The sequence below is a fragment of the Streptomyces sp. BR123 genome (genome assembly GCF_013401435.1).
Classification (GTDB): domain Bacteria; phylum Actinomycetota; class Actinomycetes; order Streptomycetales; family Streptomycetaceae; genus Streptomyces.
The window spans coordinates 25,079-39,566 of the sequence record NZ_JACBGN010000036.1; the positions used below are offsets into that span (position 1 = coordinate 25,079).

Sequence of the window (14,488 nt, forward strand, 5' to 3'; positions counted from 1 at the left end):
GCAAGGGGCGAGGGGGGCACGCGACGCGCCGGCCGGCGCGTCAGCCTGCGGCGTGCCAGACCGTGGTGACGTTGCAGAACTCGCGGATCCCGTGCCCGGACAGCTCCCGGCCGTAGCCCGACCGCTTGACGCCGCCGAACGGCAGGGCCGGGTGGGAGGCAGTCATGCCGTTGACGTAGATGCCGCCCGCCTGCAGGTCGCGGACGAACCGCGCGACGTCCTCGTCGCTGCGGGTCCACACGTTCGAGCTGAGCCCGAACGGCGTGTGGTTGGCCCGGGCCACCGCCTCGTCGAGGTCCGCCACCCGGTAGAGCGTCGCGACGGGCCCGAAGGTCTCCTCCAGGTCGATGCGCATGTCCGGGGTGATGCCGGCGAGCACGGTGGGCTCGTAGTACCAGCCCCGCTCCCGTTCCGGCGGTCGGCGCCCGCCGCACAGGATCTCCGCCCCGCCGCGCACCGCGTCGTCGACGAGCTCCTCCAGGTCGGCGCGGCCCTTCTCGGTGGCGAGCGGGCCCACGTCGGTGGTCTCCAGCATCGGGTCGCCGACGGTGAGCGCCGCCATGCCGGCGGTGAAGCGCTCCGCGAACTCGTCGTACACGTCGGCGTGCACGATGAACCGCTTGGCGGCGATGCAGGACTGCCCGTTGTTCTGCACCCGCGCGGTGATCGCCGTCCGGACGGCCCGCGCGATGTCCGCCGACGGCATCACCACGTACGGGTCGCTGCCGCCCAGCTCCAGGACCGTCTTCTTGACCTCGTCGCCCGCCGCCGAGGCGACCGCGCGCCCGGCCGGCTCGCTGCCCGTCAGCGTGGCCGCGGCGACCCGGCGGTCCCGCAGCACCCCCTCGACGGCGTCGGATCCGATCAGCAGGGTCTGGAAGCAGCCGTGCGGGTATCCGGCCCGCTCGAAGAGGTCACCGAGGTAGATGGCCGTCTGCGGGACGTTCGAGGCGTGCTTGAGCAGGCCGACGTTCCCCGCCATCAGGGCGGGCGCGGCGAACCGCACGACCTGCCAGAGGGGGAAGTTCCACGGCATGACGGCGAGGACCACCCCGAGCGGCCGGTAGTGGGCGCGTACGGTCGTGGCGCCGCTGTCGCGGACGTCGGAGTCCGCGGGCACCTCGTCGGCGAGCAGGCCCTCGGCGCGCTCGGCGTACCAGCGCATGGCCTTCACGCACTTCGCGGCCTCGGCGCGGGCCGCCGCCAGCGGCTTGCCCATCTCGGTGGTCATGGTCCGCGCGATGTCCTCGTTGTCCCCCTCCAGCAGGTCGGCGGCGCGCAGCAGCAGCGCCGCCCGCTCGGCGAAGCCCGTCTTGCGGTACGAGTCGAAGGCGCGCGCGGCGTCGGCGAGGCACCGCTCGATGCCCTCGGGCCCCAGCGTGTCGAAGGTGCGGACCGTCTCGCCCGTCGCGGGGTTCACCGTGGCAATCGGCATCCTGGCTCCTCGTCCGTGTCGCCCTCGGCCCCGGCCCTCCGTGTCGGCCGGCGACCGCCTCCCCGACCCTGCCCCCTGGGGCACACCCGCGCAACGCGGCGCGCGTACGGTGTGGGAGCGGGACCGCGTACGGGCGAGCGCACGGCCGGCGGTGCCCCGCCTCACACCCGGGCGGACACTCCCCGGGCCGCGGCGGCCACGCCCCGCACGCCACGCACCTCCTCCTCCTGGAGGCGCCGGATGCGGAGCGGGCCCTGCAGCTCCGGTCCGGCCGCCGGGGCGAGCCGCTGCCTGCGGCGCTGCAGCAGGACCGCGTCCAGGGACAGGACGGGAGCACCGGTGAGCACCAGCGGGGTCCACGCCATCAGGTAGGCCAGGTCGTTGCCGTGGTAGTAGGGGGTCGCCGCCCAGCTGACGGTCAGCCACAGGCTCAGCGAGATCAGGCTGCCGCCGAGCGCCGCGACCCGGGTCAGCAGGCCGACGACCACCGCCAGCCCGACGGCCAGCTCGCCGATGGCCATCGCGAAGCCGAAGGCGACCGGGTCGCCCAGCGCCAGGTCGACCAGGCCGGGCAGGGCCGATGCATCCCGTACGGACTGCATCTGCTGCCCGATCGAGCCGTCGCCGGCGGCCGACAGGAAGGCCGGGTCGGTCAGCTTGTCCAGGCCGGCGTAGACGAAGGTCAGGCCGAGGAAGAGCCGCAGCGGCAGGAGGGCGTGGCGGGCCGCCCGCCGGCGCACGACGGAAGTGAACGTGGGCGCCGAGGCGTTCGCCGAGCTGTTCGCCGAGGCGTTCGTCGAGGTGTTCATACGGTGCACACGGCGGGGGGCCCGCCGCGGTTCGATCACATCCGATGAGGGGAAGCGTTGAACCGGCCACGGCGGATTGGCGTGTTCCTGTTGAGGCCGGGGAGACATACGATGCCCCGGTCCGTTTCCGGGACGAAGAAGGAGACACGGTATGGGCAACACCACAGGCCGTCGCACGGTCCTCGCGGCGGGCGCCGCCTCCCTGGCGGGCGCGGCCCTGACCGGCTGCGGCGCCGACGGCGGCTCCGATGCCTCCGGCGCGCAGGACGCACCGGCCCCGGCCGGCTCCGAAGCGGGCGCCCCGCAGCCGGCCGGCTCGGCCGCGGCCCCGGCTCCGGCGGGCGGCGGGAAGGCCCTCGCGCGCACCGCGGACATACCGGTCGGCGGCGGCAAGGTGTTCAAGGACCAGAAGGTCGTGGTGACCCAGCCGACCGCGGGCCAGTTCAAGGCCTTCTCGGCGACCTGCACGCATGCAGGCTGCTCGGTCGCCTCGGTGAAGGACGGGAAGATCGTCTGCCCCTGCCACCAGAGCCTGTTCAAGGTGTCCGACGGCACGGTGGCGGGCGGCCCCGCTACCAGCCCGCTCGCGCCCGCCCGCATCACCGTGGCCGGCGACAGCATCACCCTCGCCTGACGGAGGCGGGTTCTGCGGCCGCGCGGGTGTGACGGCCGCGGGGTGGCGGCGAGCGGGACCGTACCGCCGCCACCCCCTCCCGCCCCCGCGGCGCCCGTCAGGGGGCGGCGGCGCCGAGCACGCGGACCGCGGCGACCACCCGGTCCCAGAACCGGTCCGCGTCCAGGACCGTCGCCACCCGCGCGTTCACCGGCCGGTCCGTACGGCCGTGCAGGTCGACGACGGTCGCACCGCGCGTGTACCGGCCGGCCAGCTCCACCACGACGTTGGCGTCCACGCACTGCACGATCCCCGGGTCGATCACCCGGGCCACGGCCACCGGATCGTGCAGCGGCGGGTCCGGGAACCCGTACAGCTCGCGGTAGGTGGACGCGAAGAAGGTCAGCAGGCCGGCGCAGATCCTGCCCAGCCCGGTGCCCAGCGCCTCGAAGCGGGCCACCACCTCGTGGGTGGCGAGCGCCTGGTGGGTGACGTTGAGGCCGCACACGGTGAGGGGGACGCCGCTGCGGAAGACGATGTCGGCGGCCTCCGGGTCGGTCCGGATGTTGAACTCGGCGGCCGGGGTCCGGTTGCCGCGCTCCGTCGAGCCGCCCATGAGGACGATCTCCCGGATCCGGGCGGCGTCCTGCGGGTAGCGGGTCAGCAGCAGCGCGATGTTGGTCAGCGGTGCGGTCGGGACGAGGGTCACCGGCTCCGGATGGCCGGTCAGGATCCTGTGCATCAGGTCCACGGCGTGCTCCGGCACCACGTCCACGGTCGGCTCCGGGAAGGCGGGACCGTCCATGCCGGACGCGCCGTGCACGTCGGCGGCCACCGCCAGCGGCTGGACGAGGGGCCGGTCGCAGCCCGCCGCGATGGGCACCCCGGTGATGCCGGCGACCGTGCAGACCCGTCGAGCGTTCAGGGTGGTCTTGGCGAGGGTCTGGTTGCCCGCGACGGTGGTGATGGCGAGCAGCTCCACGGCCGGGTCGCCCGCCGCCAGCATGATCGCGAGGGCGTCGTCGTGCCCGGGGTCGCAGTCGATGATGATCGGTACGGGGCGTGCGGCAGGCACAGGCGGCACAGGCGGCGAGGCCGGCGCGGACGGTTCGGGCATCGAGTCTCCTCGGATCGCTGATCCCGGCATGATCAGTGTGCCCTCGCGGTGCGGGCGGGGGCCAGCAGGACCCGGCGGCGCCAGGGCCTGACGACACCTCAAATCGACGTGGCTGCCGGGCATTCGCAGACGGTCGGCCCGCCCCATCAAGCGGGGACGAGGGTCCAGGTGTGCGGCGGTGCGGTGTCGTCGTCGTCCCGGGTGCGCAGGCCGGTGCCGATCCGGTCCAGGAGCTGCCGCAGCCACCGGGAGTCCTCCGGTGAGGCGAGGCACAGGCGCAGCGCGCGGGCCTGGAAGGCGGTGATCCCGAGGGCGGCGAGCCGGCCCGTGTCCGGTTCCAGGGCGGCCAGGTAGAGCAGGCGCAGGTCGTCGCGGTACTGCTCGTAGCCGCTGATGCCCTCGTAGTCGTCGATGAAGTCGCCGCAGCCGTACAGGATCAGCCGGCCCCGGTACAGCTCCAGGGGGCGGGGGTGGTGGGAGGAGTGACCGTGTACGAGGTCCGCGCCGCCGTCGACGAGCGCGCGGGCGAAGGCGGTGTCGTCGCGGGGGACCGGATAGCCCCAGTTGGACCCCCAGTGGACCGAGGCCAACGCGAGGTCCCCGGGCCGCTTCGCCTGCCTTATCCGCCCGGTGAGTTCGCGCACCGCCGCCGCCCCGGGCCCGGCGACGTACGCCACCCCGGAGCGGCTCCCGGTGGCGGCCCAGTCGGAGGGGATGCCGCTGGAGGGCATCCCGAACGAGAACACCAGCAGGCGGCGGCCGCCGCCGAGCGGGACGGCGGCCGGTGCGGCCGCCTCGGTGGCGTCGCTGCCCGCCCCGGCCGTCCGCAGCCCGGCGCGGGACAGCGTACGGAGCGTCTCGTGCAGGCCGCGGCGGCCGAAGTCCAGGACGTGGTTGTTGGCCAGGACGCACACGTCGGGGCCGGCGGCCGCCAGGCAGGGCAGGTTCCCCGGGTGCATCCGGTAGTGCACCGCCTTGCCCGGGGCGAAGTCGTCGCTCCGGGTGACGGAGGTCTCCAGGTTGATCACGCGGGCGGCCGGCGCGGCCGCGTCGAGGACCCCGAGGGCGTCTCCCCACGGCCAGTCGAAGCCGACCGGCAGGGGCGGGAGGGGCCCGTTCACGGCCTCCGCCAGCCGCACGTAGTCGCGGGCGTCCCGGACGTACCCCTCCCGCAGCTCCGGATCACCGGGACAGGGCAGGACCTGGTCGACGCCGCGACCGAGCATGACGTCGCCGCACAGGAACACCGTGACCGCATCGGCACCCACATCCCCAGGCTAGGACGTGTCCCGGGCCGGGCGCCCCGGTGCCGGAACGCCCGGCGGCGCCGCCGCGGGGCCCGGGCCGGCTCAGCCGTGCTCCAGCAGCACCTTCAGCAGCTCCTCCGGCGCGTCGCGCATCACGTTGTGGCCGCTGTCCACGGCGTGCGTCCGCCAGTCCGGCAGCCCGCTCAGCCGCTCGTACAGGGCCGTGAAGGGCGACGGGGTCGGCCACTGCGTGGCGTAGACGTACGACTTCGCGGCGAAGCGGCCCAGGTCGCCCTCCAGCCGTATCGCCTGGAGCAGCGAGGCCAGCGGGTGCGGGGTGGCGCGCGGGTCGAAGAAGGGCAGCGGGGCGCTGGTGTAGCCGTTCTCACCGGTGCCGTCGAGGTACCAGGCGCGTTCGTTGTCCGAGACCAGCGACCAGGTGGACTGGCCGTCCTCGGGCACCATCGCGTCCACGTACACCAGGCCCTTCACCCGGTCCGGAACCCGGTCCGCGGCGCCGGTGACGACCATGCCCCCGTAGCTGTGCCCGACCAGGACGGCGTCGCTCACCTCCTCGTCGCCCAGGAGGTTCACCACGTCGTCGATGTGGGTGTCCAGGTTGACCGAGGCGGTCAGCAGGTGTTTCCGGCTGCCGAGGCCGGTCAGGGTCAGCGGGTGGGCCTCGTGCCCGGCGCGGCGCAGTGCGCGGGCGAGGGGCTCGAAGGTCCAGGCGCCGTGCCAGGCGCCGGGGACGAGGACGTACGTGGTCATCGCGGACTCCGGAGGTCGCAAGGGAAGAGGGCAGGAAGGGACGAGGGGATGAAGGGACGAGAGGAGGAAGGGCAGGGGGCGGGGGATCCCGTCAGCCGTTGCCGGGGGTGTGGGCCGCCGTGGTCAGGATGATCTTGCCGCTCGTGCGGCCGGACTGGGAGAGTTCGTGCGCCTCGGCCGCCTGCGCGAGCGGCAGCACCTCGGCGACGTGCGGGCGGAGCTCGCCCCGCTCCACGAGGTCCGCGAGGGCCTGCATCCCCGCCCGATCGGCCTCGACCGCCATGAAGACGGCCCGGAGGCCGAGCCGGCGCGCCTCGTCGGCGAGGGCCGCCTCGGCGGGGGAGGCGAGTGAGACCACGAGGCCCCCGGGGCGCAGGGTGCGCAGCGAGCGCGGGCCGTACGCACCGCCGATCGTGTCCAGGACGACGTCGACGTCCGAGACGGCCTCGGCGAAGTCCGTCGTGCGGTAGTCGACGGCCTCGTCGGCGCCGAGGGAGCGGACGAAGTCGTGCTTGGCCGCGCTCGCTGTGCCGATCACGTACGCGCCGCGCGCCTTGGCGATCTGCACCGCGAGGTGTCCGACGCCGCCGGCCGCCGCATGGACGAGGACCCGCTGTCCGGGCCGCACGTCGGCGGTGTCCACCAGGGCCTGCCATGCGGTCAGTCCCGCCAGCGGGAGGGCGGCGGCGGCCACGTGGTCGAGGGCGGCCGGCTTGTGGGCGAGGTGCCGGGCGGGAGAGGTGGCGTACTCGGCGTACGTGCCCGCGGGGGCGGGGTGCCGGGGCATGCCGAACACCTCGTCCCCGGGCCGGAAGAGCGTGACGCCGATGCCGACGGCCTCGACGGTGCCAGACAGGTCCCAGCCGAGCGGGACGGGCGGCACGTCGGTGCCGGCGAGGCCGCCGGTCGCGCGGTGCCACACGTCGGTGGGGTTGACCGCCGTGGCGTGGATCCGTACGAGGACTTCGGCGGGGCCGGGTTCGGGCCGGTCGGCGGTGGTCAGGCGGAGGACTCCGGGGCCGCCGAACCCGGTCTGGGTGACGGCCTGCATCTGTGGCGCCGGGCCGGCGGAATTCTGTGTCGTCGTCATGTGATCAAGGTTGCCGAGCGGGATCCGGCGGAGCGAGTGGCCGGACCGCCATGATCTGCAAACATCCGGCCATGACTGCTGAACGCATGCACCGGGTCGTCGTCCTGGCCCTCGACGGGGTCTACCCCTTCGAGATGACCATCCCGGTACGGATCTTCGGCACGGCCGAAAGCCCCGCCGGCACACCCCTGTACGAGGTCCTGACCTGCAGCCTCGACGGCCGCCCGGTCCGCACCAGCGCCGACTTCGCCATCACCGTGGAGCACGGCGACGAGGCGGTCGCCACCGCCGACACCCTCGTCATCCCGCCGTTCGTCTGCGGCCCCGGCGCGGACGGCAGCGACCCCGCGGAGCGGGACTGGCTGCCCCCCGAACTCGCCGCCGCCCTCGACCGATTGCCGGCCGGCGCACGGATCGTCTCGATGTGCACCGCCTCGTACGTCCTGGCCGCCGCCGGCCTGCTCGACGGCCGCCGCGCCACCACCCACTGGAACGAGGCCGAGCACTTCCAGCGCGCCTTCCCCCGGGTGGAGGTGGACGCGGACGTGCTGTTCGTCGACGGAGGCCGGGTCCTCACGGCCGCCGGGGTCGCCGCGGGCGTGGACCTGTGCCTGCACCTGCTGCGCCGCGACCACGGCAGTGTCGTCGCCAACCGGGTCGCCCGGCTGTGCGTCGTCCCGCCGTGGCGGGAGGGCGGCCAGGCCCAGTTCATCGAGCGCCCCGTCCCGGACGCGGCGCGGACGAGCACCTCGGACACCCGCGAGTGGGCCCTGGGCCGGCTCGGCCGCCCGATCGCACTGGCGGAGCTGGCCCGGCATGCGGGGATGAGCGTACGCACCTTCTCGCGCCGGTTCCGCGACGAGGTCGGCATGACACCGGGCCAGTGGCTCACCCGCCAGCGCATCGAACACGCCCGGCGCCTGCTGGAGGCCACCGACCTGCCGGTGGACCGGATCGCCGAGGAGGCGGGGCTGGGCACCGGCGCGTCCCTGCGCAGGCACATGGCCCTGGCGCTCGGGGTGGCGCCGCTGGCCTACCGGCAGACCTTCCGCGCCAAGGCGGCCGGCACTGCCGGGAGTTGAAGCCGCCCCGCCCGGGGTGCGGCACGGCTCCCGCCCCCACGGGCTGGCGGGGGTACGGCCCCGCTCGGCACGGCCGTGCCCCGGCGGCGCCGCGGGGGCACCCTGGAGGTATGGGCCGGGCCAACGAAGAGGTGGAGGCACTGCTCCGGGAGTACGCCGACCTGATCGCGATCAGCGGGGCGGACGCCTTCAAGGCGCGCGCGTACGAGAAGGCCGCCCGCGCCATCGGCGGTCACCCGGCCGACATCACCGGGCTCGACACCAAGGGCCTCATGGAGATCCCGAACGTCGGCAGGTCCATCGCCGAGAAGGTCGAGGCCTACCTGCGCACCGGGCACATCCCCGAGGTCGACGCCTCCCGGGCCGCCATCCCGCCCGGCGTGCGCGAACTGACCCGCATCCCCGGGCTCGGCCCCCGCAAGGCCCTGGTGTTGCACCGGGAGCTCGGGATCTCGTCCGTCGCGGAGCTGGAGGCCGCCCTGCACGAGGAGCGGCTGCGCGACCTGAAGGGCTTCGGCGAGCGGACCGAGCAGAGCATCCTGCACGGGATCTCCCTGCTCCGGCAGGCCGGCGACCGTATCCTCCTGGATGCGGCGACGGAGATCGCCGAGGAGATCGTCGCCGAGCTGACCCGCATCCCGGGCTGCGTACGGTGCACGTACGCCGGCTCGCTGCGCCGGATGCGGGAGACGGTCGGCGACCTCGACATCCTGGTCGCGGCGGACCGGTCCGAGCCGTTCATGACCGCCCTCGCCGGCCTCCCGGTCACCGCCGAGGTCATCGCGCACGGCGCGAAGAAGACCTCCGTCCGGACGGCCGCCGGCCTCCAGGTCGACCTCCGGGTCCTGCCGCCGGGCTCGTGGGGCGCGGGGCTGCAGTACTTCACCGGCTCCAAGGCGCACAACATCCGCACGCGCGAGCTCGCCGTGCGCCAGGGACTCAAGCTCTCCGAGTACGGGCTCTTCGACGCCGAGAGCGGCGAGAACCTCGCCTCCGAGACGGAGGAGGAGATCTACGCCCGGCTCGGCCTGCCGTGGATCCCGCCGACGCTCCGCGAGGACCGCGGGGAGATCGCGGCGGGGCTGGCCGGGGACCTCCCCGAGCTGGTGACGGAGGCCGACATCAAGGGCGACCTGCACACCCACACCGACCTCACCGACGGGCTCGCCTCCCTCGACGACATGATCGCCGCCGGCGCCGCGCGCGGATACGCGTACTACGCCGTCACCGACCACGCCCCGGACCTCGCCATGCAGCGGATGACGAAGGAGAAGGCCCTCGAACAGCGCGCACAGGTCCGCGCACTGGACCGCACCGTGCGCAGGATGCGGCTGCTGCACGGCACGGAGCTCAACATCGGCCCGGACGGCGGCCTGGACTGGCCCGACGATTTCCTCGCCGGCTTCGACCTGTGCGTGGCCTCCGTCCACTCCCACTTCGGGCAGAGCCGCCAGGCCATGACCCGGCGCCTGATCCGGGCCTGCGAGAACCCGTACGTCGCCGTCATCGGGCACCCCACCACCCGCCGGATCGGCAAGCGGCCCGGCGTGGACGCCGACTTCGACGCGGTTTTCGAGGCCTGCGCCCGCACCGGGACCGCCCTGGAGATCAACGCCCATCCGGAGCGGCTCGACCTGGGCGACGAGGACATCCTGCGGGCGAAGAGCCACGGCGTGAAGTTCGCCGTGGACTCGGACGCGCACGCCACCGTGCACCTGCCCTACCTGCGCTACGGGGTGGGCACGGCCCAGCGGGGCTGGCTCACGAAGGAGGACGTGGTCAACGCCTGGCCGTGGGCCCGCCTGCAGCGCTTCCTGCGCGCCAAGCGCGGCTGACGGCCGCCCCGGCCGCCCCGCCCCGCGGGTCGGGGCCGCCGGGCGCGGTGGTCCACGCCGTACGCGGGGCCCGGTCGGCGGCGGGCAGCAGCACCACCGCCAGCACCGCGCACACCGCTGCCAGCGCGAAGGCCGGGGGATGGCCCCGGTCGGCGATGAGCGCGCCGGCCAGCGGAGGGACGAGGACGATCGCGGCGTGCTGCCCCATGCCGTGCACGCCCAGGGCGCGGCCCGCCCAGTCGGGGCCGGCGTACTCGGCGACCGCGGTGTTGTGCAGCCCGTTGGTACTGACGGTCAGCGCCGAGGCCATCAGCAGCGCGGCGGTGCCGGCCGGGGAGTCCCGCGCCGCCCCGGCGGCGAGCAGGACCAGGTCCACGGCGGTGGCCGCGGCCAGCCACCGCATGGGCCGGATCCGGCTGCCCGCGGTGTCCGACCACCAGCCGGCCAGCAGGCGGACGACGGCACCTGCCAGGTTGACGGCGGCCAGTACGGCCCCGGCGGCCACCGCGGACCAGCCTCGCTCCCCGGTCAGGAACAGCAGCGCGAAGCCCGTCACCACGAACTGCGGCACGCAGAGCGCAGCCGCGACGCCGTGCAGCCGCCACAAGTGGGAGCCGTCCCGGTAGGGGGCGCGGGTACGGGTGCCCGCGGGCCGCTCGGGGCGCGGCGGGTCGACCGCGAACAGGGCGGTCGCCGCGCCGGTCACCCCGCAGAGCACGGCACAGAGGCCGAAGGCGGCGGCCGGGCCGCCGTGCTGGGCGAGCGGGGGCAGGGCAGCGGCCGCCAGGGCGGTGCCCAGGGGCTGCGAGGCCTGCCGCACGCCCATCGCGACGCCCCGGCGGTCCGGCGGGAACCAGCCGATGACCAGCCGCCCGGAGGCCGAGTTGACGCAGGACCCGAAGGCCCCGGCCAGGATCAGGAAGGCGCCCAGCGTCCGGGTGCCGTCCGCGCAGGCCGCGCCGGCCATCGCCGCGGCGGCGGCCGACAGCCCGGCCCCCAGCGCCAGCCGTTCCCCGTACCGGTCGGCGACCAGCCCCCACCCGTACAGCCCGAGCAGGACCCCGACGACGGGGCAGGAGACGATCAACCCCGCCCCGGCCAGCGACACGCCGAGGTCCTCGCGGAACGCGGGGATCAGGTAGGCGAGGCCGTAGAGCGCGGTCGTGCCTGCGGTCTGCCCGGCGGTGCCGAGTGCCAGCATCAGCCAACGGCGCGGTATCCGCTGCGTGTTCACACCGGCACTCTAGTGATCGTGCCGCGATGTGAGACGAAGTGTTTTGCATGTCGAGATGGCGGGGGAGGTGGCGGTGTGCGGTGAAGGAGCGGCCCTGTGCGAGGGGCGTTCTCCGCCTCGGCGCAGGCGGCACGCAAGGTGGGCCCGAGCCGGTGCGGACGCGGCAGGCGAGGAGGGCAGGCGAGGAGGGGTCCGGGCCCCTGCACCGGGGCCCGGTGACCGCCTACGGGCGGCCCCCGACCCGGACCGGCCGCCACGCGCTCGATCGGGCCCTGTTCGCCGTGACCGCCGTGCCGGACGCAGCCCGCGCGCCCATACCCGACCAGCAGCGTCCGCCGCCTGACCGAACCGGGCCGCAGCCGGCCGGCCACGCCGTGGGCCGCGCCCGCGAGCGGGGGACGGGAGGACGGGCCGACCCCGTTTGACCTGCCCCCGACCGGGCAGGCGCTGGCGACCACCGGCCGACCAGGAGGCCGTACCCATGAGTCACGCCCCGATGCCCTACCCGGAAGCCGCTGCCGGTGGCCCCACGGGCACCGGCACCCGCAGGGACGCCGGCCCCGGCGCGGGCCTGCCGCAGGACCACACCCAGGCGATCCTGGAGACGACCAAACGGGTCGCGACCCTGCTCAAGGCCACGGGCAGGCCCTTCGCCCTCGCCGGCAGCGTGGCCGCGTTCGCCCACGGCGTCCCGGCCCGCTTCCAGCACGACACCGACTTCTGCGTGCGCCGCGAGGACGCCCCGGAGGTCATGGCCGCCCTGGAGGAGGGCGGTGTCCGGCTCCGCGAACCCTCCGAGGACTGGCTGGTCAAGGGGCGCTCCGAGGGCGAGGACATCGACCTGATCTTCGAGCTGGCCCGCCGGCCGGTCGACAGCGACCTGCTCGCCCGGGCCGAGGTCCGCTCCGTGGACTCGGTGTACATGCCGGTCCTCGCCCCCACCGACCTCATGGACGGCCTGCTCGCCGCGCTCACCGAGCACTACTGCGACTTCGGCGGCCTGCTGCCCACGGCCCGCGTCCTGCGCGAGCGGATCGACTGGGACCGACTCGACCGTGCCCACCGGGCCGACCCCCTCCCCGACGCGTTCCTGTACCTCCTCGAACGGCTCGACATCATCGGCCCGCGCGAGCACGGCCGGCCCGCCCCGGCCGGGAAGGACCCGCAGCCATGACCGGCCCCCACCCGCAGGCCGTCACCTACCGCGTCGAGCACCTGCGCGAGCGGCTCGCCCGCGACGACGTCGCCGAGCTCGGCGTCCGGATCGACCTGCACGGCGGGATCCCCGTCCTGTCGGGCGTCGTCAGCACCGCCGCGTGCCGGGACGTGGTGCTGCGGGTCGCCGCCGAGGAACTGGCCGGGCTGCCGTGGCAGCACGACGTACGCGTCGTCAGCGCGCAGCCGCCGGCGCAGGAGCAGGAGGAAGACCTGCCATGACCCGTGTCGCCGCCGTCGGGGACATCCACCTCGCTCCGGGGAGCGAGGGCCTGCTGCGGCCCGCCTTCGACACCCTCGGCGACTCCGCCGACGTGCTGCTCCTCGCGGGCGACCTCACCCGGCACGGCACCCCGGAGGAGGCCGCGGTCGTGGCCGGGGAGGTACGGGGGCTGCCCGTGCCCGTGGTGGCCGTCCTCGGCAACCACGACTACCAGAGCGACCGCCAGGACGAAGTCGCGGACGTCCTCCGCGAAGCCGGCGCAACGGTCCTGGAGGGCACCTCGGTACGCCTCTACGGTGACGGCGCCGCGGTCGGCATCGCAGGCACCAAGGGGTTCTGCGGCGGCTTCGCCGGGCGCTGCGCCGGGGACTTCGGCGAGCCCGAGATGAAGGCCCTCGTACGGGCCTCCCGGGAGTCGGCGGAGGGCCTGCGGCGCGCCCTCGACGGCCTGGCGGACACGGGCTGTGCCGTGCGGATCGCCCTCACCCACTTCGCCCCCGTACCGGACACGCTGGCCGGGGAGCCGCTGGAGATCTACCCGTTCCTCGGCAGCTACCTGCTGGCCGAGGCGATCGACGCGGCGGGCGCGGACCTGGCCGTGCACGGACACGCCCACCACGGCACGGAGCACGGGATGACGGCGGGCGGCATCCGGGTCCGCAACGTCGCCATGCCGGTCATCGGCCGCGCCTTCGCCGTGTACCACCTCGCCCCGGCGGGGGCGGCCACCGCGGGCCCGACGCAAACCGGGGATCCCTGAGCACGGGCGCGAGGGAGCGTGAGCGGCGTGACCTCGCGGCCTGATGGACGGCGGGGTGAGCCGGTCGAGCCGATGGCCGCCCGGCTGGGGTCGGCGACCCGCCCCCGCCCGTCACCGCGACCTGCCCGCACACGAACCAACCCGGCCAACCCCACCGGGGTGGGGCGGACGAGGAGGTCGGCCGGGTCATGGGCCGGGGCGACGTGGCCGCCCTGCTGCGCCGCGGCGAGCGGCGAGCTTGCGCGCGTACGACTCGGTCTCCGGTGCGGCATCACTGCGGTCCTGGTGGTGAGCGGGCGCCGGTCCGACCCTCGACGACCCGGCGGCACCCTGACGAGCCGAGCCCGGTAAATGCCGTGCCCCCTGCCCGCATCGTTCTCTACACTCGCAACGCGCGCCACCACCGCAACGCGGAACGGCCGGCAACGCGGCGCGCACGCCACCGAGTTGGCGATCGGCCCGTGCGGCCCACCGCCGCCCGTCAGACACCGAGCAGAGAAGGGGAACAGGTCATGTGCGTCATGTGCCGTCAGCGCACCGTCGTCGCCTTCGTTCCCCGTTCCCGGTACGACGTGATCCCGGTGTCCCGGGTCGTGCGGTGCCCGCTGCGCGGCCGGCACCGCACCGTCTGACCGTGACGCACGCGCGGATCCGCCGGGTTCACTGAACCGGGCGGAGTCCGCCGAGCCCACCGGATCCGCCTCGACGGCCGGATCCCGCGGCTCCCGGGCCCACTCGTTCCCGGAGGTCCCCCGAGGCTTCCCGGTTTCAGGGCTCACGGGCTCCCGGCTCCCGATCCCGCGGGCCGCGTCGCGCCGCCCCGTTCCCTCCCGGGCGACCCCCGTCCTCCCCTGTACGCCCTTGCCGCCGCGGCGCGCACGGCCGTACCCGGAGACGGCCCGGCCGCCGGAGTCCGGAGCGCGCCGCGCCGCGCTCCCGGAGAACTGCGGTGCGGCTCCCTCCCTGCGTCAGGCAATCGCGCAGCCCTTCCCCGCCCACTCTCCAGAACCGAAAGGCCCGGGCCATGCGCACCAGCCGGCACACCACGACCCCCACC

The 14,488-nt window shown here is 75.0% G+C and carries 12 protein-coding genes and 1 pseudogene; 6 read left to right on the forward strand and 7 right to left on the reverse strand.

The genetic code is table 11. The annotated features are described in order from the left end of the window. Window positions 1–40: 40 nt before the first annotated feature. Window positions 41–1,435, reverse strand: coding sequence for an NADP-dependent succinic semialdehyde dehydrogenase (locus HYE82_RS08910; RefSeq protein ID WP_179173402.1), 1,395 nt, complete (start codon window positions 1,433–1,435; stop codon window positions 41–43). A 284-nt stretch (window positions 1,436–1,719) separates the two neighbouring features. Further along, window positions 1,720–2,175, reverse strand: a pseudogene (locus HYE82_RS08915) (DoxX family protein); the annotation flags it as partial. Between the two features lie 220 nt (window positions 2,176–2,395). Here HYE82_RS08915 and HYE82_RS08920 point away from each other — a divergent pair. Continuing rightward, window positions 2,396–2,878, forward strand: a complete 483-nt coding sequence (locus HYE82_RS08920; RefSeq protein ID WP_179173404.1) for a Rieske (2Fe-2S) protein — start codon at window positions 2,396–2,398, stop codon at window positions 2,876–2,878. A gap of 97 nt (window positions 2,879–2,975) precedes the next feature. Here the strand turns inward: HYE82_RS08920 and HYE82_RS08925 are convergent, their stop codons facing one another. The 4 genes from HYE82_RS08925 to HYE82_RS08940 all read right to left on the reverse strand — a co-directional run bounded on the left by HYE82_RS08925 (window position 2,976) and on the right by HYE82_RS08940 (window position 7,082). Continuing rightward, complete coding sequence (locus tag HYE82_RS08925) at window positions 2,976–3,932, reverse strand: nucleoside hydrolase (protein ID WP_309144243.1); 957 nt, start codon at window positions 3,930–3,932, stop codon at window positions 2,976–2,978. 188 nt (window positions 3,933–4,120) lie between these two features. Then, complete coding sequence (locus tag HYE82_RS08930; RefSeq protein WP_179173406.1) at window positions 4,121–5,242, reverse strand: CapA family protein; 1,122 nt, start codon at window positions 5,240–5,242, stop codon at window positions 4,121–4,123. 81 nt (window positions 5,243–5,323) lie between these two features. Continuing rightward, window positions 5,324–5,992: an alpha/beta fold hydrolase gene (locus HYE82_RS08935; RefSeq protein WP_179173407.1), complete on the reverse strand. Its 669-nt coding sequence runs from the start codon at window positions 5,990–5,992 to the stop codon at window positions 5,324–5,326. A 91-nt stretch (window positions 5,993–6,083) separates the two neighbouring features. Beyond that, the gene (locus tag HYE82_RS08940; protein ID WP_256987020.1) at window positions 6,084–7,082 is read right to left on the reverse strand and encodes an NADP-dependent oxidoreductase; all 999 of its coding nucleotides are present in this window, start codon (window positions 7,080–7,082) and stop codon (window positions 6,084–6,086) included. A gap of 71 nt (window positions 7,083–7,153) precedes the next feature. Between HYE82_RS08940 and HYE82_RS08945 the strand changes: the two genes are divergently transcribed. Both HYE82_RS08945 and polX read left to right on the forward strand, forming a co-directional pair. Next, entirely contained in the window at window positions 7,154–8,164 is a 1,011-nt protein-coding gene (locus HYE82_RS08945; protein WP_256987021.1) for a GlxA family transcriptional regulator, read from the forward strand. A 110-nt stretch (window positions 8,165–8,274) separates the two neighbouring features. Continuing rightward, complete coding sequence (polX, locus tag HYE82_RS08950; RefSeq protein ID WP_179173408.1) at window positions 8,275–9,999, forward strand: DNA polymerase/3'-5' exonuclease PolX; 1,725 nt, start codon at window positions 8,275–8,277, stop codon at window positions 9,997–9,999. Here polX and HYE82_RS08955 read toward each other — a convergent pair. Next, on the reverse strand, window positions 9,944–11,233 hold the full coding sequence (locus HYE82_RS08955) for an MFS transporter (protein WP_218782408.1): 1,290 nt from the start codon (window positions 11,231–11,233) through the stop codon (window positions 9,944–9,946). The two genes, polX and HYE82_RS08955, sit on opposite strands and share 56 nt — an antisense overlap. A 481-nt stretch (window positions 11,234–11,714) precedes the next feature. Between HYE82_RS08955 and HYE82_RS08960 the strand changes: the two genes are divergently transcribed. The 3 genes from HYE82_RS08960 to HYE82_RS08970 are packed head-to-tail and all read left to right on the forward strand — an operon-like array spanning window position 11,715 to window position 13,431. Continuing rightward, on the forward strand, window positions 11,715–12,407 hold the full coding sequence (locus tag HYE82_RS08960) for a nucleotidyltransferase family protein (RefSeq protein WP_256987022.1): 693 nt from the start codon (window positions 11,715–11,717) through the stop codon (window positions 12,405–12,407). Next, window positions 12,404–12,670 carry a hypothetical protein gene (locus HYE82_RS08965; protein ID WP_179173409.1) on the forward strand — a complete coding sequence of 89 codons (267 nt, stop codon included), beginning with the start codon at window positions 12,404–12,406 and terminating at the stop codon, window positions 12,668–12,670. Before HYE82_RS08960 ends, HYE82_RS08965 begins: the two co-directional genes overlap by 4 nt. Beyond that, a complete protein-coding gene (locus tag HYE82_RS08970) occupies window positions 12,667–13,431 on the forward strand; it encodes a metallophosphoesterase (RefSeq protein WP_179173410.1) in 765 nt (254 codons plus the stop codon). The genes HYE82_RS08965 and HYE82_RS08970 overlap by 4 nt, the downstream gene beginning before the upstream one ends. Window positions 13,432–14,488 lie beyond the last annotated feature (1,057 nt).